The sequence below is a fragment of the Hymenobacter artigasi genome (genome assembly GCF_012275535.1).
Taxonomy (GTDB): domain Bacteria; phylum Bacteroidota; class Bacteroidia; order Cytophagales; family Hymenobacteraceae; genus Hymenobacter; species Hymenobacter artigasi.
In genome coordinates, this window is the sequence record NZ_JAAVTK010000004.1 from 120588 (window position 1) to 139051 (window position 18464).

The window sequence follows — 18464 nt, forward strand, 5'->3', positions numbered from 1 at the left end:
AATAGAGTGCGAAACTAAGCCATACGGGTTAAGCCGGGAAATTTTCCCGGCTTGGTATGAACATTCATTACAGTTAAAAGGACCGTGAGGTTTCGATAAACGACCCTAAAAAGTGCGCAGAGGCCGCCTGGCAACGTTTGCATTGATTTCGGGCGGGTCATTGGAGGAAAAGCAGCAAAACAAATTATTTGCCGATGCAGAACTGGGTGAAAATGCTCGTGAGCAAGTCTTCGGATGAAATTTCGCCGGTTATTTCGCCCAGCGCCGCCAGGGCGTGGCGCAGGTCGGCGGCCAGTAGCTCGGTGCCGAAGCCGGTGTCGAGGCCGGTTTGCACGGCGGCGAGGTGAGCGGCGGCGGTTTCGAGGGCGCGGGCGTGGCGCACGTTGGTGACGATGGTAGCCGAAGCGTTGTTTTCGAGCGCCGAGCCGCGCACCTGCTTCAGTAGAGCCGTTTGGAGGGCTTCGAGGCCCTGGTTTTGAGCGGCAGCCAGCAGCACCAGCGGTATTTCGGTGTTTTCTTTGGAGTGGCTGGCTTGAAACTCAGTTTCAAAAGCAGCCAGAGCTTCAGCAGATGCAAGGTCGGTTTTATTGCCGACGGCCAATACGGGCAACTGCAGCCCGGTGGTTAGCGCTTGGATTTCGGCGCGCACCTCCGTCGGCGACAGTTCAGTCAAGTCGAACAAGTACAATAATAACGAGGCCTGGCGCACGCGCTCCCGGGTGCGAGCCACGCCAATGGCTTCCACTTCATCGGCAGTATTATCGCGCAGGCCGGCCGTGTCCACGAAGCGGAAACGCAGGCCGTCGATGTTCACCTCATCCTCGATAAAGTCGCGGGTGGTGCCGGGAATAGCCGACACAATGGCGCGCTCCTCGCGCAGCAGCGCGTTGAGGAGCGTAGACTTGCCCGCATTGGGCCGGCCGGCGATGACGGTGGTAATGCCATTTTTGATGACGTTGCCCAACTCGAACGAGCGGAGCAGTCCCCGCACCACGCCGCGCACCTCGGCCAGCAGCGCGGCCAGGCCAGTGCGGTCGGCAAACTCCACGTCCTCTTCGCCGAAATCGAGCTCCAGCTCCAGCAGCGCAGCAAATTTGATGAGGCGGGCGCGCAGCTCGCGTAGCTCCTGCGAGAAGCCGCCGCGCAGCTGGTTCAACGCTACTTTGTGGCTCAGGGCCGAGTCGGCGGCGATGAGGTCGGCCACGGCTTCGGCCTGGGCCAGGTCCATGGCCCCGCTCAGGAAGGCGCGCTTGGTAAACTCGCCGGCTTCGGCCAGGCGCGCGCCGTGGCGCAGGAGCAGGGCCAGCACCTGGCGTACCACGTAGTCGGAGCCGTGGCAGCTGATTTCGACCACATCTTCGCGGGTGAAAGACCTCGGGGCGCGGAAGAGGCCGACCACCACTTCGTCGAGTATTTCGCCGCCGCTGGGGTCGCGCAGGGTGCCGTAGTGCAGGGTATTGCCGGCGGCTTCCGCGAAGCTTGTTTTGGAAAAAACGGCGGCCGTAATGGCCACAGCCGCCGGCCCGGACAGGCGGATAACGGCCAGCGCGCCCGCGCCCGGCGGCGTGGACAGTGCCACGATGGTATCGGAGAAAATGGTCTGAGCCACGGATTTTTCGGTTTAGTCGGAGTGCCCCGATTGTGTGGATGGCCGGCTTATGCCGTTACAAACAGGTTGCGGCTTACTTCGGCTGATATCAGCGTGGTACGCTCCCGATTTATTCTGAGCTCGAAGGAGTTGTCAAATGCCACCTTATCCAGTACTTCAACCTCGGCACCCAGTTGCAGGCCCACTTTGTCGAGGTACTGCAGGAAGGGCGGTGAGGTGTTTTTGACGGCCGAAAGCGTGCCACGCTCCCCGGCGTTGAGGTCGGCCAGCAGGCGGTGGGCGGGGCGGCGCATGGCCCCGTCCTCGGTGGGAATGGGGTCGCCGTGCGGGTCGAGCACGGGGTGGCCCAGGAAGGCATCGAGGCGGCGCATGAGCAGCGGCGACTGCACGTGCTCCAGCTCCTCGGCCACTTCGTGCACCTCATCCCAGCTGAAGCCGAGCTGCTGCACCAGAAAAACTTCCCAGAGCCGGTGCTTGCGAATGGTGAGCAGCGCCAGCCGGCGGCCCTCGGCCGTGAGTTGCACGCCGCGGTACTTCTCGTAATTCAGCAGGCCTTTGTCGGCCAGGCGGCGCAGCATATCGGTCACGGACGCGGCGCGGGTATCGAGGGCGGCCGCGATGCGGTTGGTGCTTACGCCGGGCGTTTCGGGCTCGGCCTCGGCCAGCTTAAAAACGGCTTTGAGGTAATTTTCCTCGGTTTGGCTGGGAAGTTTGGGCGGTTGAGTGCTGGACGGGGAGTCGCTCATGCTGACAGGGGCGGAACAGGAAGGCCAGTGCAAAGCTGCATGTAAAAATGCGCGCTTCACACCGGCCCGAACTGCCCGCTAATAAAAACTGCTTAAAATTTCAACAGCGCCGAGGCCCAGGTGAAGCCCGAGCCAAAGGCGGCCAGGCACACGAGGTCGCCGCGCTTGATTTTGCCTTCCTGCACGGCTTCGCTGAATGCTAGGGGCACCGAGGCGGCCGTAGTGTTGCCGTAGCGCTGGATATTGCTGAATACTTTATCGTCGCTGAGGCCCATTTTCTGCTGCACGTATTGCGTGATGCGCAGGTTGGCCTGGTGTGGGATGAGCATGTCGATATCCGACGCCTGCATCCCGTTCTGGTCCAGCGCCTCCTTGATAACCTGCGGGAAGCGTACCACGGCGTGCTTGAACACGTTCTGGCCGTTCATGTAGGGGTAGAGCTCGGCCTGATTTTCCACGATGTACCCCACGCGGTTGTTGCGGTTCGAGCTGGGCTCTTTCACGATAAGCTCCTCGGCGTATTCGCCCTGGGCGTGCAAGTGAGTGCTGAGAATAGCCTGGTTTTCGGAAGTGCTGGGGCGCAACACCATCGCGCCCGCGCCATCGCCAAAGATTACCGCTACACCCCGGCCTTCGGGCGTCTTGTCGAGGCCCGAGGAATGGATTTCGGAGCCCACCACGAGCACCGTATCGTACATGCCGGTGCGGATGAACTGGTCGGCCACGGAGAGGGCGTAGATGAAGCCCGAGCACTGGTTGCGCACGTCGAGGGCGGGGCAGTTGTTGGTCATGCCCAGCTCGCGCTGCATGAGCACGCCGGAGCCGGGGAAGAAGTAGTCGGGCGAGAGCGTAGCGAACACAATCAGCTGCACGTCGTTGGCTTCCACGCCGGCCATTTCGAGGGCCTTGCGAGCCGCATTAGCGCCCATGTTGGCGGTGGTGTCCTTGCCTTCCTCGAACCAGCGGCGCTCCTGAATGCCGGTGCGCTCCTGAATCCAGGCATCGGAGGTGTTCATCATCGGTTCCAGCTCGGCGTTTTTCACCACGCGGCTCGGAACGTAGTGGCCGACCCCGGCGATAAATGAGTGACGTAAAGTTGCCATGGATGGTGAGAGGGGGAAAGTTGGGCTGGGAGAGAAGTAACCGCGCCAGGGCGGTAATAATTACAATAGAATGACTACGTGCGACGGGCAAATTGGGGCGCAAAGGTGGCAGGTTAAATCACAGAATCCAGCAAATGCCACAATTTTTTGCCTTCGCCGGCCCAAAGCACGTCGCCGGGAATACCGTTGGGGTAGAAGCAGTGACCTTGTAGCCGTGCCACCAGCGCCGGCCCATCGATGAGCTGCCCGAAGGCGAGCGGCAGGCCCGCGCCGTGGGCCGCCAGCAATTCCTGCCACAGCGGGTTGGACGCGGCCAGCACCGGCAGCCCGTGGGCCAGGTACTCAAACAGCTTGGTGGGCCGGCAGCGTTCGGTGCTGGCATGCGGCCGGTAGGGCAGCAGGCCGAGGTGGCTGCGGCCTATTTCAGCCACGATGCGGGCGTGGGGCACCGGTTCGGCCCCGCCAATGAGTGTGAGCCAGGCGGGGTGTTGCGCGGCTTCTGCCAGCAGCTGCCGCAACAACTCGGGCTGCTGGCAGAAGCCGATGATGGTGAGCCGCGCCCCGCCGGGCCACGCGGCGCGCAGTTGCTGGGCGAGGGCAATGGCCTCCCACACGCCATTGAGCTCGGAAATGGTGCCGGAGTACAGCAAGCGCAGCGGCTCCGTGGGCGGTGGCAGCTTTATTGGTTGCGGGCGTAGCGTTTCGTCTGGCTGAGGCTGGTACTTGTTTTCGAGCACCACAACGCGGCCCGGTTGCAACTCATTCAGGAATGGCAACTCGGCAGCGTAGCTGGCTTCGGCCAGGATAACTCCGGCGGCCCGCCGCGCCGCCAGCTCCTCCACCCAGCGCAGCCCCGCCGCCAGCCCGTGCCGCATAAAACCCTGGTACACGCGCTGCGTCGACACGTTGAGAGCGTAGTTTTCGCGGATGTCGTAGAGGAACTTCCGGCCCGTGCCCAGCGCCTGCCAGAGCAGCGTGAGCGGCAGCAGCTCCGGCGCATGCACGATGACTACCCCGGGTTTGAGCCGGCGCAGGAGCTGCCCGTAGCGCCACTGCGCGGCCAGCCGGCCCAGGCTGAGGCGCGTACCACTGAAAATAGGGTGGAGGCCGCTGTTTGCGGGGTTTGCGCCTGCGCTAGTTGTGCCCCGCCCGGCAATGTGCACCTGGGTTCCGGCCCGTTCCGCGAGGGTTTTGGCGAACTTTCCCCGCATACGGGTATCATCTACCGGCTTCAACACCGAGGCCAGCAGAATAACGAATTGGGCAGTTCCGGAACCAGGCACGGCCCAAAGATGCTATTTTTGCAGCTTCTAAAGCGCGCTGGCATTTTCCGGCGGCTTTGCCCATCCATCCCTTCGCCTTCTCAAATGGCTGACCTGCAAACCCAAATTGAAGCCGCCTGGGCCGACCGCGCCCTGCTCCAGACCCCCGAAACCAAAGCCGCCATCGAGCACGTCATCGAGGAGCTCGATAAGGGCCGCCTGCGCGTGGCCACCCCGCCCACCGAAGACGGCGGCGAGTGGACCATCAACGAATGGGTGAAAAAAGCCGTGATTCTCTACTTCCCCATCCGCCAGATGAGCACCCAGGAAGTCGGCCCCTTCGAGTTCCACGACAAAATGCTGCTCAAAACCGACTACGCCGGCCAGCAGGTGCGCGTGGTGCCGCCCGCCGTGGCCCGCTACGGCGCGTTTCTGGCCCCCGGCGTCATCCTCATGCCCAGCTACACCAACATCGGTGCCTACGTAGGCGAAGGCACCATGGTGGACACCTGGGCTACCGTGGGCAGCTGCGCCCAGGTGGGCAAAGGCGTCCACCTGAGCGGCGGCGTGGGCCTCGGCGGCGTGCTGGAGCCCGTACAGGCGGCCCCCGTCATCATCGAGGACGGCGCCTTCATCGGCTCGCGCTGCATCCTGGTCGAGGGCTGCCGCATTGGCAAAGAAGCCGTGATTGGCGCGGGCGTTACCATCACCGGCAGCACCAAAATCATCGACGTGACCGGCCCCGAGCCCAAGGAGTACCGTGGCTACGTGCCGCCCCGTTCGGTGGTCATTCCCGGCACCATTCCCAAGCAGTTTCCGGCCGGCGAGTACCAGGTGCCGTGTGCGCTCATCATCGGTCAGCGCAAGCCGAGTACGGATTTGAAAACGAGCCTGAATGACGCGCTGCGGGACTTTGGTGTCAGCGTCTAGTTGTTATTCCGAAGCATAGCGAGGAATCTGAGTACTAGTAACTCGCACAAAAAAAAAGGCCGCTTCCACGAAGCGGCCTTTTGCGTTTCTCAGATTCCTCGCTGCGCTCGGAATGACAATTACACGCCGGCCTTCAGCTTCTCACCAAACAGGGCCTTCACCTTGTCGACCTTGGGGCGGGCCACAAACTGGCAATAGGGTTCGTGGCCGTGCAGGTTGAAGTAGTTCTGGTGGTAGTCCTCGGCGGGGTAGAAATTAGGAACGGGCAGAATCTCCGTCACCACAGGGTTGGGGAAGGCGTGGCCGTCGTTGAGTTTCTGCTTGTACTCTTCAGCGAGCTGCTTTTGCTCGTCGTTGTGGTAGTAGATGCCCGAGCGGTACTGGGTGCCTACGTCGTTGCCTTGGCGATTGAGGGTGGTCGGGTCGTGGGTTTTCCAGAAGATTTCGAGCAGCTCCTTATAGCTTATAACGGCCGGGTCGAAAGTAATGTCGATAACCTCGTTGTGGCCGGTGAGGCCGCTGCACACTTCTTTATAAGTTGGGTTGGCAATGCGGCCGCCGGCGTAGCCGGAAACCACTTTTTCAACCCCGTTCAGGTTCTGAAATACGGCTTCGACGCACCAGAAGCAGCCGGCGCCAAATGTTGCTTTTTGCATGGGTAGGGATATTAATTCGTTGGTTGTGGTAACAACGCGGTAGACGTAGCGCAGGTTATTTCCTTACATCTGGAAATGGGGCATAAAACAGAACGTCATGCTGAACGTAGTGGAAGCATCTCGCGTGTGGTAGTAACCTAATCGATTGAGTTACTACTGCACGCGAGATGCCTCGGGTACGCTCGGCATGACGTTCTTTTGTCCTGCGCTGGAAATGCTTTACTTCCGGAACCGCTCCGCTACCACCAGCTCCTTCGAGCCGGCCGTGTGCTGGTAGAAGCCTTCGCCCGACTTCACGCCCAGGCGGCCGGCCATCACCATGTTCACCAGAAGTGGGCAGGGGGCGTACTTGGGGTTGCCCAGCCCTTCGTGCAGCACCCGCAGAATGGCCAGGCACACATCCAAGCCAATAAAATCAGCCAGCTGCAGCGGGCCCATGGGGTGGGCCATGCCCAGCTTCATCACCGTGTCGATTTCCTCCACGCCGGCCACGCCCTCAAATAGCGTAATGATGGCCTCGTTAATCATGGGCATCAGAATACGGTTGGCCACAAAGCCGGGGTAGTCGTTTACCTCGGTGGGCGTTTTGCCCAGCTGGCGCGACAGGTCCATCACCTGCTGCGTCACGGCATCGGACGTGGCGTAGCCGCGAATCACCTCCACGAGCTTCATCACCGGCACCGGGTTCATGAAGTGCATGCCAATCACCTGCTGCGGGCGCTTGGTAACGGCCGCGATTTTGGTAATGGAAATCGAGGACGTATTCGAGGCCAGAATGGCTTCGGCGGGCGCGTACTGGTCGAGGTCGCGGAAAATCTGGAGCTTCAGATCCACGTTTTCGGTGGCGGCTTCTACCACCAGGCCCACGCCGGCCACGCCTTCCTGAATGGATGTAAAGGTTTTCAGGCGGCCCAGGGTGGCCACTTTTTCGTCCTCGCTCAGGGTGGCCTTGGTTACCTGGCGGTCGAGGTTTTTGGTGATGGTGCCCAGGGCGCGGTCCAGGGCCGGCTGGTTGATATCAATCAGCGAGACAGAAAAACCGTGCTGGGCAAAAACGTGGGCAATGCCATTGCCCATGGTGCCGGAGCCAATAACGGCGACGTTCATAAGTAGCGGAAAAAGAGTGGGTGGGATATGTTGAGCGGCCAGATAGCCTGCTACAACAAAGCTACGGCAGCATTGGCTACCCTGCTTTTTGTTTGCGGTTTGGAAAATATTTTTTCAATTACCATATCCTTTTAAATAAACCCCCCGTACAATGCCCCAGAGACACTTCTCTAACATCTTTCACCTCCCCTTCATTCTTCTTTAATTTTACAAAGCCATGGGAAATCTCCTGTATATCATCGCCGTAATTCTGGTCATCATCTGGGCTGTAAGCTTCTTCGGCGGCTTCTTCACCGGCGGTATTATTCACGTCCTGCTGGTCATTGCCATCATCGCCATCCTGCTGCGCGTCATTAGCGGCCGAAGCGCTGTCTAGCGCAGCCCGAAAAGGGTAACTTATAAAACACAGAAAAGCCGCACTGGATTTCCAGTGCGGCTTTTCTGTGTTTTCAAGAACCGCTTTTAGCTTTATTTTCCGAAATTAAACAGGAAGCTAAAGCGAATTACCAGCGGTGGATACAACGAAGAAATCGTATTGTCGAAATTGTAGAGGCCGACAATATCAACCGCCGCATTTTGCCCCAGATACGAGCGGTAGCCAATACCGGCCAGGGGCGTGGCCACGGTGCGCTTGTATTTATAGAAATACAGGTTGGCATCCTGGTCAACAAGCTGCGCGTTCGTCACCTCGTATTCGGCGTGCACGAAAAACTCCTTGTAAACGATGTATTGCGCAAATGCCTTGAAGCCCAGGCTGCTGGTGTTGATGCTCTTGTCGCCGTTGGCCGTGAGAACATATTGCGAGTTGTTGGGCAGGCTGAAGCTGCTGTAGGCATACGAAATGCCGGGGCCAACCGCAAACTTATCCGTGATGCGGAAGCCGATGGCTGGAGCCGCACTCACGTTAAACTGGCTCAGGCCGTTGTAGGAGCTAAAGCCCAGGCCGAAGTTGGTGTAAATGAACTTCTTCGTTGGCGGCTTGTCTTCGGCACCGCCGGCCTTCGTGGCCTTGCGGTTGGGGAAATCCAGGCCCGAAGGAGCGTCAGGCGTCGATTGTACCGGGGCGTTGAAAGTCGGCTCGGGAGTGGATTCGGGGGCTGGGGTGGCGGGCACCGGCGTGGGCCGGGGCGGGGCCGGCTGCGGCGCGGGCGGGGCCGTGTTCAGCACGGGCTTGTCCTGGGCCTGGGCCCGGAAAGCGGGCAGCCCGGCCGCCGCAACTACCAGCAGTACCGGAAACAAATGACGTTTCATGCGAAGGATTAAAAAAGAAGGGAAGTTGGGTGAAGGGGCGCAGCCATGTTAACGAAAGCGGCCGGAAAATTATTCATTTTCCGGCCGCCATTCGTCGATTGCTTAAGCCAATTGGTACATTTTCTGGCGCTGGGCTTTCAGTGTTTCATCGGCCAGGTACTCTTCGTAGTTCATGCGGCGGTCGATGATGCCATCGGGCGTAAGCTCGATAATGCGGTTGGCCACGGTTTCGATGAACTGCAAGTCGTGCGAGGCGAAAATGAGCGAGCCGGAGAATTCCTTCAGGCCGTTGTTCAGGGCCTGGATGCTTTCCAGGTCCAGGTGGTTCGTCGGGTCGTCCAGCACCAGCACGTTGCCGCTTTCCAGCATCATTTTCGAGAGCATGCAGCGCACTTTCTCTCCCCCGCTCAGCACGTTGGGCTTTTTCTGCGACTCCTCGCCCGAAAACAGCATCCGGCCCAGCCAGCCGCGCACAAAGCTTTCGTCCTTCTCCACCGAGTACTGGCGCAGCCAGTCCACCAGGTTCATGTTGTCGGCCTGGAAGAAGGAGCTGTTTTCCTTGGGGAAATAGCTGGGGGTGATGGTGGTGCCCCACTTATAATCGCCCTTGTCGGGCGTGGCCTCACCAAAAATAATATCGAACAGGAGGGACGCCGCCCGGTCGTCGCGGCCCACAATGGCCACCTTGTCACCCTTATCGAGCGTAAACGACACCTTTTTGAGCACCGACTGGCCATCCACGGTCTTGGCCACGCCATTCACCTCCAGCAGCTGGTTGCCGGCTTCGCGCTCGGGCTTGAAGGCGATGTAGGGGTAGCGGCGCGACGACGGCTTAATTTCCTCCAGCGTGAGCTTTTGCAGCAGCTTCTGGCGGCTGGTGGCCTGCTTCGATTTCGAGGCGTTGGCCGAGAAGCGGCGCACAAACTCTTCGAGCTCCTTGCGCTTGTCCTCCGTTTTCTTGTTCACGTCCTGGCGCTGGCGCAGGGCCAGCTGGCTGCTCTCGTACCAGAAGTTGTAGTTGCCGGGGTACATCGTGATTTTCGAGAAGTCCAAATCGGCCATGTAGTTACACACGGCGTCGAGGAAGTGGCGGTCGTGGCTCACCACAATCACCGTATTCTGGAACGAGTCGAGGAAGTTTTCCAGCCAGAGCACGCTCTCCGCGTCCAGGTTGTTGGTCGGTTCGTCGAGCAGCAGCACGTCGGGGTTGCCAAACAGGGCCTGGGCCAGCAGCACGCGCACCTTTTCGCTCGCGCCGAGGTCCGACATCAGCGAATAGTGCTTGTCTTCGGTGATGCCGAGGCCGGAGAGCAGCTCGGCGGCCTCGTAGTCGGCGTTCCAGCCTTCGAGGTCGGCAAATTCGCCTTCCAGAATGGCGGCGCGCTCGCCATCGGCGTCCGTGAAATCGGCCTTGGCGTAGAGGGCATCCTTCTCGCTCATCACGGCATACAGGCGCTGGTGGCCCTGAATCACGGTTTGCAGCACGGGCTGGTCGTCGTAGGCAAACTGGTTCTGCTTCAGCACGGCCAGGCGCTGGCCGGCCGGCATCTCCACCGAGCCGGTGTTCGGCTCCAGCTCGCCCGACAGGATTTTCAGGAACGTGGATTTGCCTGCCCCGTTGGCCCCAATGAGGCCATAGCAGTTGCCCGGCAGGAATTTAACGGTAACGTCTTCAAACAGGATGCGCTTGCCGTAGCGCAGGCTCACATTGGTGGTCGAAATCATTCAGTCAGAAAATAGTAGCTCACAAAAGCCGCGCATTGGCACGCGGCAGCCCGGCAAAATTACGCAACAGGACCTCCGTTGGAATCGTTGCGAAAAAAGTAGTTGCCAAGCCTCCCGAAAATAACTAACTAGCAGGGCAATTAGTGCCCGCAGCTATCCGCAACGGTCGCTCCCGCACCCGGCCCCACCCAGCAAAGGATAACCCTCCGCCACCGGGGTAAGTATAGATAGTATAGCATTTGCGGCCGGCACGCCGGCTGATTTCTCATTTTTTACCTCTTACGGGCATGGCAGACAATCAATTGACTTCCGAAAGCAATGGCATCCGCATGGGCGCGTTCACGGCCGCCGTGCTGGCAGTTTATACCGGTATTGCCGCTGCAGCCGGCTTTTTGGGTCAAATCGAAGCCGGTACGCTCGATATCGTCATTCTGGCGGCAGGCGTGGTGCTCTCCATTCGCCGTCTCAAGCGGGCCAAAGGGCGGCACATGTCGTATTTTCAGGGCTTTAGTACGGGCATCATCACGGCCCTGGCGGCCTCGGTGATGCTGGGTGCTTTTTTCTGGCTGCTGGGTGGCATCAGTCAGTCTGCCGTGCAGCAAATCCAGGCTCGGGACTTGTTCGGGGCCGACCTCGGAGTACTCATTGGCGGCCTGGGCATCATTTTGCTGGGCACTATGACCGGGGTGGTAACGTCACTCGTTGCCATGCAATATTTCAAAGCTTCTGAGCATCAGGCGGAAGTGAGTATGGAGTAACCGGATTTTACAGCACGATTACTTAAAAAAGGCCCTTCCAAGGGCCTTTTTTTTGAGCTCAGCAGTATTACATTTTTTAGATTTTATAAGAGAAATTAGACAAAGCAGAAACTAAATAATATCTTGCAGACGTTTCGGGGAAAATCAGCTCGTGGTTGCTGACAAAAAGATATTCATTATGTTCAAGTATTCTCTCATCGTCGGCTTTGCATTAGCTTCCATTTCAGCCCACGCTCAGATGTCGGACCGGCTTTCCGAGCACCCGACTGCAAAAATCACCGTAGCCCGGAAGTCCTCGGCCGAAGCCGCCGCCATCGCCGAAACCCGGGAGATGACCAATCGGCTCCATCTCAACGAAGGTCAGTTTCTGAAGCTGTTGCCCCTGAACCGCACCAGGCTGGCCGGCATGCACAGCATCGACCAGCAATACCGGGCCGACGAGCCTACCCGCGCCGCCAAAGCCGCCGAGCTGGAGGCGCAGTTTGAGCAGGAATGCAGCCGTATTCTGACGCCTTCGCAGCTTAGCCAGCTCCAGCAGCAAAACGGGCAGCCCAACGGTGCCCCCGCCAACGCCGGTAACGGCCTCGGCTAGAAAAAAAACGGTTAAATGAAAAGGGCCCGCCAGATTTCTGGCGGGCCCTTTTTTTATTTCGACGACAGCGGGTCGGTGAGGACTTCGGTGACGGTGCCCAGCGGCCCGAAGCGCAGGCTGATGCAGGCGGCCCCCGAGCGGGCGTGGCCGGCGTCGCACTGGGAGCCGGGCTCCAGGTAGTAGTAGTACACTTTTTCGGTGCCGGCGCGCAACTCTTCCTCATCGGGCGGGCCGAGTAGGGCGTTTACGTCATCGGCCCGGGCTTCATACAGCTGCTCTTTGGCCTTGGTGAGGGCGGGCACGGCCGCCCGGCGCTGGTCTTTGCAGGCGTAAGGGTCGGCGCGCCAGGTGGCGGCATCGAAGCCGGGCACCTGGGGCAGCGCATGGCCGCAGCCAGCCAGGAGGGCACTGCCCAGGGCAGCACCGGCCAGCTGCTTGAAAAAAGTAGAAAAAAAAGCGGCTGACATTAGAAAAAAGAGAAATAAACGTTTATGGGTGAGAGGGACTTAGCGAAACTAAGCACTATTTTTGGCTTGCCTGTGTCTAGGGGCTTGTATTAAAATTATTCAAATCTCATATAGCTTTAATTATTTGATGACCAGAAAGTTTTTTTCTACTATTGCGCTATTGGGTCTGTTTGCTGCCGCCAATCCGGTGGCGGCTCAGGACCGAAAGGCAGCCGTCGAGACGCTGCCAGCTCCGGCGCGGCGGGCCTATTACCAGGTAGCCTTCATGCAGCAGGCGGTGGCAATGTATGCCAAAATGCACCTGGGAGCCTCGGGGCTGTCGTTGCCGGTGTTCCGGGAGGGGCTGGTGGGGTACTACAACCTGCGCGCGTCGGGCAACTATGCCGCCACTCCGCCGGTGCTCACCCTTATTGACTTTAGCCAATCGAGCCAGCAAAAGCGGCTGTGGGTAATCAACGTAGAAAAATGCAAAGTGCTGTTTCATACACTGGTGGCCCATGGCAAAGCCAGCGGCGAAGACCGGCCCCTGGCTTTTTCGAACAAAGACGGTTCGGAGATGAGCAGCCTGGGCTTTTATCGCACGGCCCCAACTACTTATGTGGGTAAACACGGCCTGTCGCTGAAAATAGCGGGCATGGACCCGGGCTTCAATTCCAACGCGGCAAGCCGGGCGGTGGTGGTGCACGGGGCCGAGTATGTGTGCGAGGATTTTGTGAAGGCGCACGGCCGCCTGGGGCGCAGCCAAGGTTGCCCAGCCTTGCCAGTGGCTGAAACGGAAGCCATTGTGAAAGCTATTCGGGGAGGCAGCGTGATTTACCTGCACGGGCCGGCGGGCGCGGGCTACCAGTCGCAGTGGTTGAACGTGGACACGGCCGCTTCGGCATTTGCCAGCCAGCGCGGCGCGGGCCGAATGGAGCGATAGAATAACCAGAATTCGAAGGGTGCGTTTAAAGCGCATCGGGCGTGGCCCGTAGCAGTGAGCTATGGCTGCGCCCGTTTCTTTTTCACCCTTTTTATCTCCTGTTCCATGCGCTTGAATCTCCGCTTCATCATTGCCATTATCGTGGCGGCGGTATCTCTGTTCGGCTACTTCTTCAACACCTCCAAGAATGAAGTGACCGGCGAAACCCAACACGTTAATATGAGCGCCGCCCAGGAAATTGCCCTGGGTGTGCAGGCCGCGCCCGAAATGGCCGCCCAGTACGGCGGCGAAAGCCCCGATGCCCGCGCCACTGCCGCCGTGCAGGCCGTGGGCCAGAAAATCATCAGCAGCACGAAGGCGGGCCAGACGCCCTACCGCTTCCAGTTCCATCTGCTGGCCGATGACCAAACTATTAATGCCTTTGCCCTGCCGGGCGGGCAGGTGTTCATCACCCAGGGCTTGCTCAAAAACCTGACTTCGGAAGGGCAGTTGGCGGGGGTGCTGGCGCATGAAATCGGCCATGTGGTGGGCCGGCACTCGGCGGCCCAAGTGGCCAAATCGAACCTGACCCAGGGCCTGGCCGGAGCCGCCACCATTGCTTCTTACGACCCCAACAGTCCCGGCAGCTCGATAGCCAAGGCTGCCGTAGCCGCCGCCATTGCCAAGGTAATCGGCCTGCGCTTTGGTCGCAACGACGAGCTGGAAGCCGACAAGCTGGCCGTGGACTTCACGCCCAAAGCCGGCTACGACCCCCGCGCCATGATTCAGGTGATGAAGATGTTAGAGCAGCAAGGCGGCCGCAGCTCAACCCCCGAATTCCTGAGCACGCACCCCAACCCGGGCAACCGCATTGGCGAGCTGGAGAAGGAGATTGCGGCAGAATATCCGCAGGGCGTGCCAACTGGCCTCAAGCAATAAATCACTGATTAATCAGATTTTAGCGGATTTCACGGATTTTGTAGTTGGCGCAGTTATGCCAGACTACTTGCTGCCTAAATGAAAACGGCCACTCGATTGAGTGGCCGTTTTTATTTTTATAGCTACCAGTGCAAAACTGCGCCAACTACAAAATCCGTGAATTCCGCTAAAATCCGATTAATCAGTGATTTAGAAGTTGGGCGGCGTTAGGTTTTTGAAGTGGCCGTTGAGGCGCACCCGGTCTTTGAGGCGCTCGGTTTCGAGCACGACGGGTAGGATGGTGTCGAGGTGCTCGCGCACCATTTCCTGGCGTTCCTGCTCGCTGGTGGTGGCCAGCAGCTGGTACTCCTGCTCGGTGCTGAAGCCGATGTGGTGGGCTACGTCGAAGATGCAGTAGTCGGGGGCAAGCTCCAGCAGGAGCTTGCGCAGGCCGAGGGCTTCGTAGAGCTGGCGCACCTGCTTGGTGATGATTTCGCGCAGAACCGGGTCGGGTTCTTCGTCCTGCACCACGTCTTCGACGAGGCCGCCGGCGTAGAGCTTGCCGGGGGCCTGGCGGTAGAATTTGTTGATACGAAACACGCCCACGGCTTTGGTCCGAATGTCGAGCTCGCCGCTGGCGTAAGTTTGCTCCACGCTGATGAGGCGCATTTCGGTGCCCAGCTCGCTCAGGGAGTTGTCGAGATAGGGCGGGATGCCGAAGGTGGTATTCTGCTCGATGCACTCGCGCACCAGCTGCCGGTAGCGGGGTTCGAAGATGTGCAGGTTCAGTTTTTCGCCCGGAAAAACGACCAGATTTAGAGGGAACAGCGGAATCAGGCGAGCCATGAGCAGCGAAACGGAAAAGGGATGTAACTACCGGCTCAACAACCGGAACCGGTGGTTGGGTTTTGGGCAGCGGGCTGGAGCCCACAGCTAATGAAGCCACCGGCAAGGTAGGGGCGAAAGCCGAAACCCCGCCGGCCCCGCTACTTTTGTGCTCCATGCCATCTGCCAAGCTGATTCCCGACGTTTCCGTACTGCTCAAAAAAACCGGCCGCCTGTTGCTCCAAGTAGCGGCGGCACTGTTTCTAACCTCGCTGGCCTGGGTGCTGATTTACCGCTGGGTGGCCCCGCCTGCCACCTGGCTGATGCTGGACCGCCGCGCCCACGCGCCCATGGGGCTGGGCTACTATGGCATTCAGGAGGAGCCCCGGCACATTCGCTACCGCTTCCGCACTCTGGATGAGGTGTCGCCCAGCGTGCCCCTAGCCCTGGTGGCCGCCGAAGACCAACGCTTCCTCATTCACCACGGCTTCGACCTCGATGCCCTGACCAGCGCGGCCAAACGCAACTGGAACGGCGACGGCAAGCACATTGTGGGCGGCAGCACCATATCGCAGCAAGTGGCCAAAAACGTGTTTCTGTGGCAGGGCCGCAGCTACGTGCGCAAGGCCGCCGAGGCGTATTTCACGGTTCTGATTGAAACGCTCTGGAGCAAGCGCCGCATCATGGAAATGTATCTCAGCGTGGCCGAAATGGGCGATTGCACCTTTGGGGTGGAGGCTGCCAGCCAGCGCTATTTTGGCAAGCCCGCCAGCCAAGTGAGCCCCGCTGAAGCAGCGCTGCTGGCCGGCGTACTGCCTAACCCGCTCCGCTTCCGGGCCTCGAACCCCGGGCCGGTAGCGCGGGCCAAGCAACTGCGGGTGCTGCGCAACATGCGCCGCCTAGGCGGCACGCGTTACGTGGCCGAAATGCTGAAATAAGCCGTTGGCTGCACGCTTAGCCGCGCTTGGAAATTTTGTTGAAGGTGATGTTGCGCTGTAGGGTCGACTTGAAGCGCGCATCGGTGACCCGGCTTTTGGCCTGGTGCTTGGTGGCGCGGCCCTGCACACGAGCGCGCCACATGCGCCAAGATGAGGCCTTCAACTCGCGGCGCATTAGCTTGATAACTGCTTCTTCAGCGAGCCCGAACTGCGCCTCAATGGCTTCGAAAGGCGTCCGGTCTTCCCAGGCCATTTCGATAATGCGGTCGATGTCCTGGTCGGTTAAGGTTGGTTCAGGCATGAGGTGGGCATTTTGTAATTGAGGTCGTTTGAGTCCTTGCCGGGTCACTAATGCAACAGCCGTCACGCTGTTTTGGATACGACTGCCGCGCAATTACTTCAGCTTTTTTGCGAGATTGGGCGATAATTCAGCACCGCTGCCCAATTTTTTCAACAACCCAATGGCAACTTCGACCCCGATACTCGGCCTGCTGGCCTGCCTGGCCGGCACTCACTACGCCGCCGCCCAGGCAACTCCCAAAACCAGCCCGGAGGCGGCCCGCCGGGCCATCGTGCAGGTACTCACTACCCAAACGGCGGCCTGGAATCGGGGCGATATTCCCGGCTTTATGCAGGGCTACTGGCGGTCTGATTCGCTGGTGTTCATCGGCCGCAAGGGCCCCACGTATGGCTGGCAGCCCACTCTGGCCAATTATCAGAAAAACTACCCCGATGCTGCCGCCATGGGCAAGCTGGATTTCAGCGGCCTGCGGGTGTCACTGCTGGCGCCGAGCGCCGCGCAGGTGGTGGGGCACTGGCACCTGGCGCGGCCAGCGGCATTGGGCGATTTGCAGGGATATTTCCTGTTGGTATTGCGGCAGATTGACGGGAAATGGGTGGTGGTGGCCGACCACACGAACAGCCAATAGGCCGCCCGCTTGTATCGACGTGCCCGGCTGTGCTACTACACCACCAGTCCTAGCTCCGCCGCGTGCGCCGCAGCCGTGGCATAGTCCGCTACCAGCAGCATGGGCACGTTTTCCCGGCCCAATTCCTCCACAATTGGCCCCACCAGCAGGGCCCGCGCCGGCACCTGCACATCCCTGATGTAAATGGCCAGAATGCGGCCGGGGTGCCGCCGCACTACTTCGCGGTAGATGCGGGCGTCTTCCTGGCCGCTGTCGCCAAGGAGGACGAAGGGCAGCCTGGGGTAGGTGGTGAGTAGGTCGTCGATTTCGTGCAGCTTGTGGGCGAAATGGATGGCGGCCGAGCCCGTGACGCCGGGCGGGGGTGTGGTTTTGGGGCGGGCAATGCTCAGGTCGCGCAGCAGGAGCGGGCCGGTGGGGATTTCGTGCAGGCGCAGAAACTCGTCCAGTAGGTCGTAGAGGTTCCAGGGGCTGCTGCTGACGAAGAAAAACGGGTTGTCGGGCAGGCCGTTGCGGCCCCGCTGCAGCCGGCGGTAGAACTCGGCCACGCCCGCAAACGGCTGTTTCGACTGCGCATTGCTGAACAGCACCCGGCCCAGCATCTTAAAAATATTGGTGGCACTGGTTTCAAATACCGTGTCGTCGAGGTCGGAAATCACGCCGAACTCGGCGCTGGCGGGCGGCACCAGCACGGCGGCATCGGTGGCAATGGCTTCGGTTGGTAGCTTCAGGAACTGGGGCAGCCGGGCCACGCGCACCGGCACCGGGTACCAGAGGTAGGCCACGGGCGCGGGCAACGCGTGCGGCTCGATAACGAGGGTGAAATAGCCTTCGTCGTCGGTGGTAACGAGGTGCTGGCTGCCGTCGGGCAGCTCGGCGACGAGGTCGGCCCCGGCTACTTCGCGGCTGTTGAAGCGGCGCACCATGCTGCGGAAATTGCGCCAGCGCGAGTCGGTAGCGGTGGCGGCGGTCAGGCCAGGGTCGGCTAGCAGGCGGCCCTTGATGTAGAACTTCGCGGCGGTGCCGTAGCTGCGGTAAGCGTCAATCTGGAGGGGCCGCAGCCAGCCGCGTCGGGCCGAAAAACGGGTGAATAAATGGTCGGTCCACTCGGTGAGATTGGAAAGGGCAGCAGGCAGCTTCATGGGGCAAACCTACGGCTGCCGGCCGGTAGATAAGTAGAGAAATGCTTGCAGAAAGGAGTAACGTAGGGCAATAGGCCCCTGTTTAAGCGGTAACAAATCAGCTATTCTCCTTTGCTTTGCGCCATATGCACCAAAGATTTCGCACTCTCGGCGAGTTACTCGCCAACCACCTCTTGCCACCTGATGAAATCAAAGAAGGATTCTGCTGCGTCGGAAACGTGTCTGCTGTATTGGCATTACAGGTGCAGGAAGCGGCGGGCCTCAACGTGGAGGGTTTCGAGGTGGTGTTGGACCGGTCTGGGGTGAGGCATACGCTTAGGCAGCACGGCGTTGTCAATGCTGCTTCCGAAATAGCCCAAGGGCAGGTGCCAATCGGGGAAGCAGATTTTCTGGCCCTATCCGAATGGTTGCTAACGCCCCAGGCAGTGCACCCAGGTCAACTGCGGCCGGGCAGACAGCCCATGCCGTGTATCGAATTTTACGCAAATCTAGCAACCGGTCAGATTTGCGCCATCCTTGAGTTTCGTCCTGGTCGCAAACGGCTCGCACTGGTCACGATGTATAAAAAAAGACCAGCCGCATGAGCAACTGGTCTTTTGAATTGAGCG

General features: G+C 59.9%; 21 protein-coding genes. 9 read left to right on the forward strand and 12 right to left on the reverse strand.

Translation table 11 applies throughout. From position 1 onward, the window contains the following. Positions 1-184: 184 nt before the first annotated feature. The 4 genes from mnmE to HBN54_RS08685 all read right to left on the reverse strand — a co-directional run bounded on the left by mnmE (position 185) and on the right by HBN54_RS08685 (position 4741). Complete coding sequence (gene mnmE, locus HBN54_RS08670) at positions 185-1609, reverse strand: tRNA uridine-5-carboxymethylaminomethyl(34) synthesis GTPase MnmE (protein ID WP_168672805.1); 1425 nt, start codon at positions 1607-1609, stop codon at positions 185-187. 47 nt (positions 1610-1656) lie between these two features. Continuing rightward, positions 1657-2355: a metal-dependent transcriptional regulator gene (locus HBN54_RS08675; protein ID WP_168672806.1), complete on the reverse strand. Its 699-nt coding sequence runs from the start codon at positions 2353-2355 to the stop codon at positions 1657-1659. A gap of 92 nt (positions 2356-2447) precedes the next feature. Further along, positions 2448-3458, reverse strand: coding sequence for a 3-oxoacyl-ACP synthase III family protein (locus HBN54_RS08680; RefSeq protein WP_168672807.1), 1011 nt, complete (start codon positions 3456-3458; stop codon positions 2448-2450). A gap of 113 nt (positions 3459-3571) precedes the next feature. Further along, on the reverse strand, positions 3572-4741 hold the full coding sequence (locus tag HBN54_RS08685; protein ID WP_168672808.1) for a glycosyltransferase family 4 protein: 1170 nt from the start codon (positions 4739-4741) through the stop codon (positions 3572-3574). 84 nt (positions 4742-4825) lie between these two features. Here HBN54_RS08685 and HBN54_RS08690 point away from each other — a divergent pair, with 84 nt between their 5' ends. Continuing rightward, positions 4826-5650, forward strand: a complete 825-nt coding sequence (locus HBN54_RS08690) for a 2,3,4,5-tetrahydropyridine-2,6-dicarboxylate N-succinyltransferase (RefSeq protein ID WP_168672809.1) — start codon at positions 4826-4828, stop codon at positions 5648-5650. 119 nt (positions 5651-5769) lie between these two features. Here HBN54_RS08690 and msrA read toward each other — a convergent pair whose 3' ends face one another. Beyond that, the gene (gene msrA, locus HBN54_RS08695; RefSeq protein WP_168672810.1) at positions 5770-6306 is read right to left on the reverse strand and encodes a peptide-methionine (S)-S-oxide reductase MsrA; all 537 of its coding nucleotides are present in this window, start codon (positions 6304-6306) and stop codon (positions 5770-5772) included. A gap of 219 nt (positions 6307-6525) precedes the next feature. Then, positions 6526-7413 (reverse strand): 3-hydroxybutyryl-CoA dehydrogenase, encoded by an 888-nt coding sequence (locus tag HBN54_RS08700; RefSeq protein ID WP_168672811.1) that lies wholly within the window; start codon positions 7411-7413, stop codon positions 6526-6528. A 217-nt stretch (positions 7414-7630) separates the two neighbouring features. On the opposite strand from HBN54_RS08700, the gene HBN54_RS08705 reads away from it, so the two are divergent. Next, positions 7631-7789 (forward strand): lmo0937 family membrane protein, encoded by a 159-nt coding sequence (locus HBN54_RS08705; protein WP_168672812.1) that lies wholly within the window; start codon positions 7631-7633, stop codon positions 7787-7789. A 92-nt stretch (positions 7790-7881) separates the two neighbouring features. On the opposite strand, the gene HBN54_RS08710 is transcribed toward HBN54_RS08705, so the two are convergent. Continuing rightward, positions 7882-8664, reverse strand: coding sequence for a hypothetical protein (locus HBN54_RS08710; RefSeq protein ID WP_168672813.1), 783 nt, complete (start codon positions 8662-8664; stop codon positions 7882-7884). Between the two features lie 102 nt (positions 8665-8766). Beyond that, positions 8767-10389 (reverse strand): ABC-F family ATP-binding cassette domain-containing protein, encoded by a 1623-nt coding sequence (locus HBN54_RS08715; protein ID WP_168672814.1) that lies wholly within the window; start codon positions 10387-10389, stop codon positions 8767-8769. A gap of 287 nt (positions 10390-10676) precedes the next feature. Between HBN54_RS08715 and HBN54_RS08720 the strand changes: the two genes are divergently transcribed. Together HBN54_RS08720 and HBN54_RS08725 are read left to right on the forward strand one after the other, a co-directional pair. After that, entirely contained in the window at positions 10677-11147 is a 471-nt protein-coding gene (locus tag HBN54_RS08720) for a hypothetical protein (RefSeq protein ID WP_168672815.1), read from the forward strand. A gap of 178 nt (positions 11148-11325) precedes the next feature. Then, positions 11326-11739, forward strand: coding sequence for a hypothetical protein (locus HBN54_RS08725; protein WP_168672816.1), 414 nt, complete (start codon positions 11326-11328; stop codon positions 11737-11739). 53 nt (positions 11740-11792) lie between these two features. Here the strand turns inward: HBN54_RS08725 and HBN54_RS08730 are convergent, their stop codons facing one another. Beyond that, positions 11793-12206, reverse strand: a complete 414-nt coding sequence (locus HBN54_RS08730) for a hypothetical protein (protein WP_168672817.1) — start codon at positions 12204-12206, stop codon at positions 11793-11795. A 127-nt stretch (positions 12207-12333) separates the two neighbouring features. Between HBN54_RS08730 and HBN54_RS08735 the strand changes: the two genes are divergently transcribed. After that, positions 12334-13128 (forward strand): murein L,D-transpeptidase catalytic domain family protein, encoded by a 795-nt coding sequence (locus HBN54_RS08735; RefSeq protein ID WP_168672818.1) that lies wholly within the window; start codon positions 12334-12336, stop codon positions 13126-13128. A gap of 105 nt (positions 13129-13233) precedes the next feature. Next, positions 13234-14046 carry a M48 family metalloprotease gene (locus HBN54_RS08740; protein ID WP_168672819.1) on the forward strand — a complete coding sequence of 271 codons (813 nt, stop codon included), beginning with the start codon at positions 13234-13236 and terminating at the stop codon, positions 14044-14046. Between the two features lie 189 nt (positions 14047-14235). Here the strand turns inward: HBN54_RS08740 and HBN54_RS08745 are convergent, their stop codons facing one another. Continuing rightward, positions 14236-14871 (reverse strand): LON peptidase substrate-binding domain-containing protein, encoded by a 636-nt coding sequence (locus HBN54_RS08745; protein WP_168672820.1) that lies wholly within the window; start codon positions 14869-14871, stop codon positions 14236-14238. A 155-nt stretch (positions 14872-15026) separates the two neighbouring features. Here HBN54_RS08745 and mtgA point away from each other — a divergent pair, with 155 nt between their 5' ends. Then, a complete protein-coding gene (mtgA, locus tag HBN54_RS08750; protein WP_210427987.1) occupies positions 15027-15788 on the forward strand; it encodes a monofunctional biosynthetic peptidoglycan transglycosylase in 762 nt (253 codons plus the stop codon). Positions 15789-15804: 16 nt separating this feature from the next. Here mtgA and HBN54_RS08755 read toward each other — a convergent pair whose 3' ends face one another. Beyond that, positions 15805-16089, reverse strand: coding sequence for a TIGR03643 family protein (locus tag HBN54_RS08755; RefSeq protein WP_168672821.1), 285 nt, complete (start codon positions 16087-16089; stop codon positions 15805-15807). A 160-nt stretch (positions 16090-16249) separates the two neighbouring features. On the opposite strand from HBN54_RS08755, the gene HBN54_RS08760 reads away from it, so the two are divergent. After that, on the forward strand, positions 16250-16717 hold the full coding sequence (locus tag HBN54_RS08760) for a YybH family protein (RefSeq protein WP_168672822.1): 468 nt from the start codon (positions 16250-16252) through the stop codon (positions 16715-16717). Between the two features lie 35 nt (positions 16718-16752). Here HBN54_RS08760 and HBN54_RS08765 read toward each other — a convergent pair whose 3' ends face one another. Then, positions 16753-17856 carry an App1 family protein gene (locus HBN54_RS08765; protein WP_168672823.1) on the reverse strand — a complete coding sequence of 368 codons (1104 nt, stop codon included), beginning with the start codon at positions 17854-17856 and terminating at the stop codon, positions 16753-16755. A 125-nt stretch (positions 17857-17981) separates the two neighbouring features. Between HBN54_RS08765 and HBN54_RS24115 the strand changes: the two genes are divergently transcribed. Beyond that, entirely contained in the window at positions 17982-18440 is a 459-nt protein-coding gene (locus tag HBN54_RS24115; RefSeq protein WP_382213593.1) for a PBECR3 domain-containing polyvalent protein, read from the forward strand. The last annotated feature ends 24 nt before the right edge of the window (positions 18441-18464 follow it).

Coding starts and splice junctions, on each gene's coding strand:
- HBN54_RS08675 (WP_168672806.1), bottom strand. CDS start 2,355: ATGAGCGACTCCCCGTCCAGCACTCAACCGCCCAAACTTCCCAGCCAA.
- HBN54_RS08680 (WP_168672807.1), bottom strand. CDS start 3,458: ATGGCAACTTTACGTCACTCATTTATCGCCGGGGTCGGCCACTACGTT.
- HBN54_RS08690 (WP_168672809.1), top strand. CDS start 4,826: ATGGCTGACCTGCAAACCCAAATTGAAGCCGCCTGGGCCGACCGCGCC.
- msrA (WP_168672810.1), bottom strand. CDS start 6,306: ATGCAAAAAGCAACATTTGGCGCCGGCTGCTTCTGGTGCGTCGAAGCC.
- HBN54_RS08700 (WP_168672811.1), bottom strand. CDS start 7,413: ATGAACGTCGCCGTTATTGGCTCCGGCACCATGGGCAATGGCATTGCC.
- HBN54_RS08705 (WP_168672812.1), top strand. CDS start 7,631: ATGGGAAATCTCCTGTATATCATCGCCGTAATTCTGGTCATCATCTGG.
- HBN54_RS08710 (WP_168672813.1), bottom strand. CDS start 8,664: ATGAAACGTCATTTGTTTCCGGTACTGCTGGTAGTTGCGGCGGCCGGG.
- HBN54_RS08715 (WP_168672814.1), bottom strand. CDS start 10,389: ATGATTTCGACCACCAATGTGAGCCTGCGCTACGGCAAGCGCATCCTG.
- HBN54_RS08720 (WP_168672815.1), top strand. CDS start 10,677: ATGGCAGACAATCAATTGACTTCCGAAAGCAATGGCATCCGCATGGGC.
- HBN54_RS08725 (WP_168672816.1), top strand. CDS start 11,326: ATGTTCAAGTATTCTCTCATCGTCGGCTTTGCATTAGCTTCCATTTCA.
- HBN54_RS08730 (WP_168672817.1), bottom strand. CDS start 12,206: ATGTCAGCCGCTTTTTTTTCTACTTTTTTCAAGCAGCTGGCCGGTGCT.
- HBN54_RS08735 (WP_168672818.1), top strand. CDS start 12,334: ATGACCAGAAAGTTTTTTTCTACTATTGCGCTATTGGGTCTGTTTGCT.
- HBN54_RS08740 (WP_168672819.1), top strand. CDS start 13,234: ATGCGCTTGAATCTCCGCTTCATCATTGCCATTATCGTGGCGGCGGTA.
- HBN54_RS08745 (WP_168672820.1), bottom strand. CDS start 14,871: ATGGCTCGCCTGATTCCGCTGTTCCCTCTAAATCTGGTCGTTTTTCCG.
- mtgA (WP_210427987.1), top strand. CDS start 15,027: ATGCCATCTGCCAAGCTGATTCCCGACGTTTCCGTACTGCTCAAAAAA.
- HBN54_RS08755 (WP_168672821.1), bottom strand. CDS start 16,089: ATGCCTGAACCAACCTTAACCGACCAGGACATCGACCGCATTATCGAA.
- HBN54_RS08760 (WP_168672822.1), top strand. CDS start 16,250: ATGGCAACTTCGACCCCGATACTCGGCCTGCTGGCCTGCCTGGCCGGC.
- HBN54_RS08765 (WP_168672823.1), bottom strand. CDS start 17,856: ATGAAGCTGCCTGCTGCCCTTTCCAATCTCACCGAGTGGACCGACCAT.
- HBN54_RS24115 (WP_382213593.1), top strand. CDS start 17,982: ATGCACCAAAGATTTCGCACTCTCGGCGAGTTACTCGCCAACCACCTC.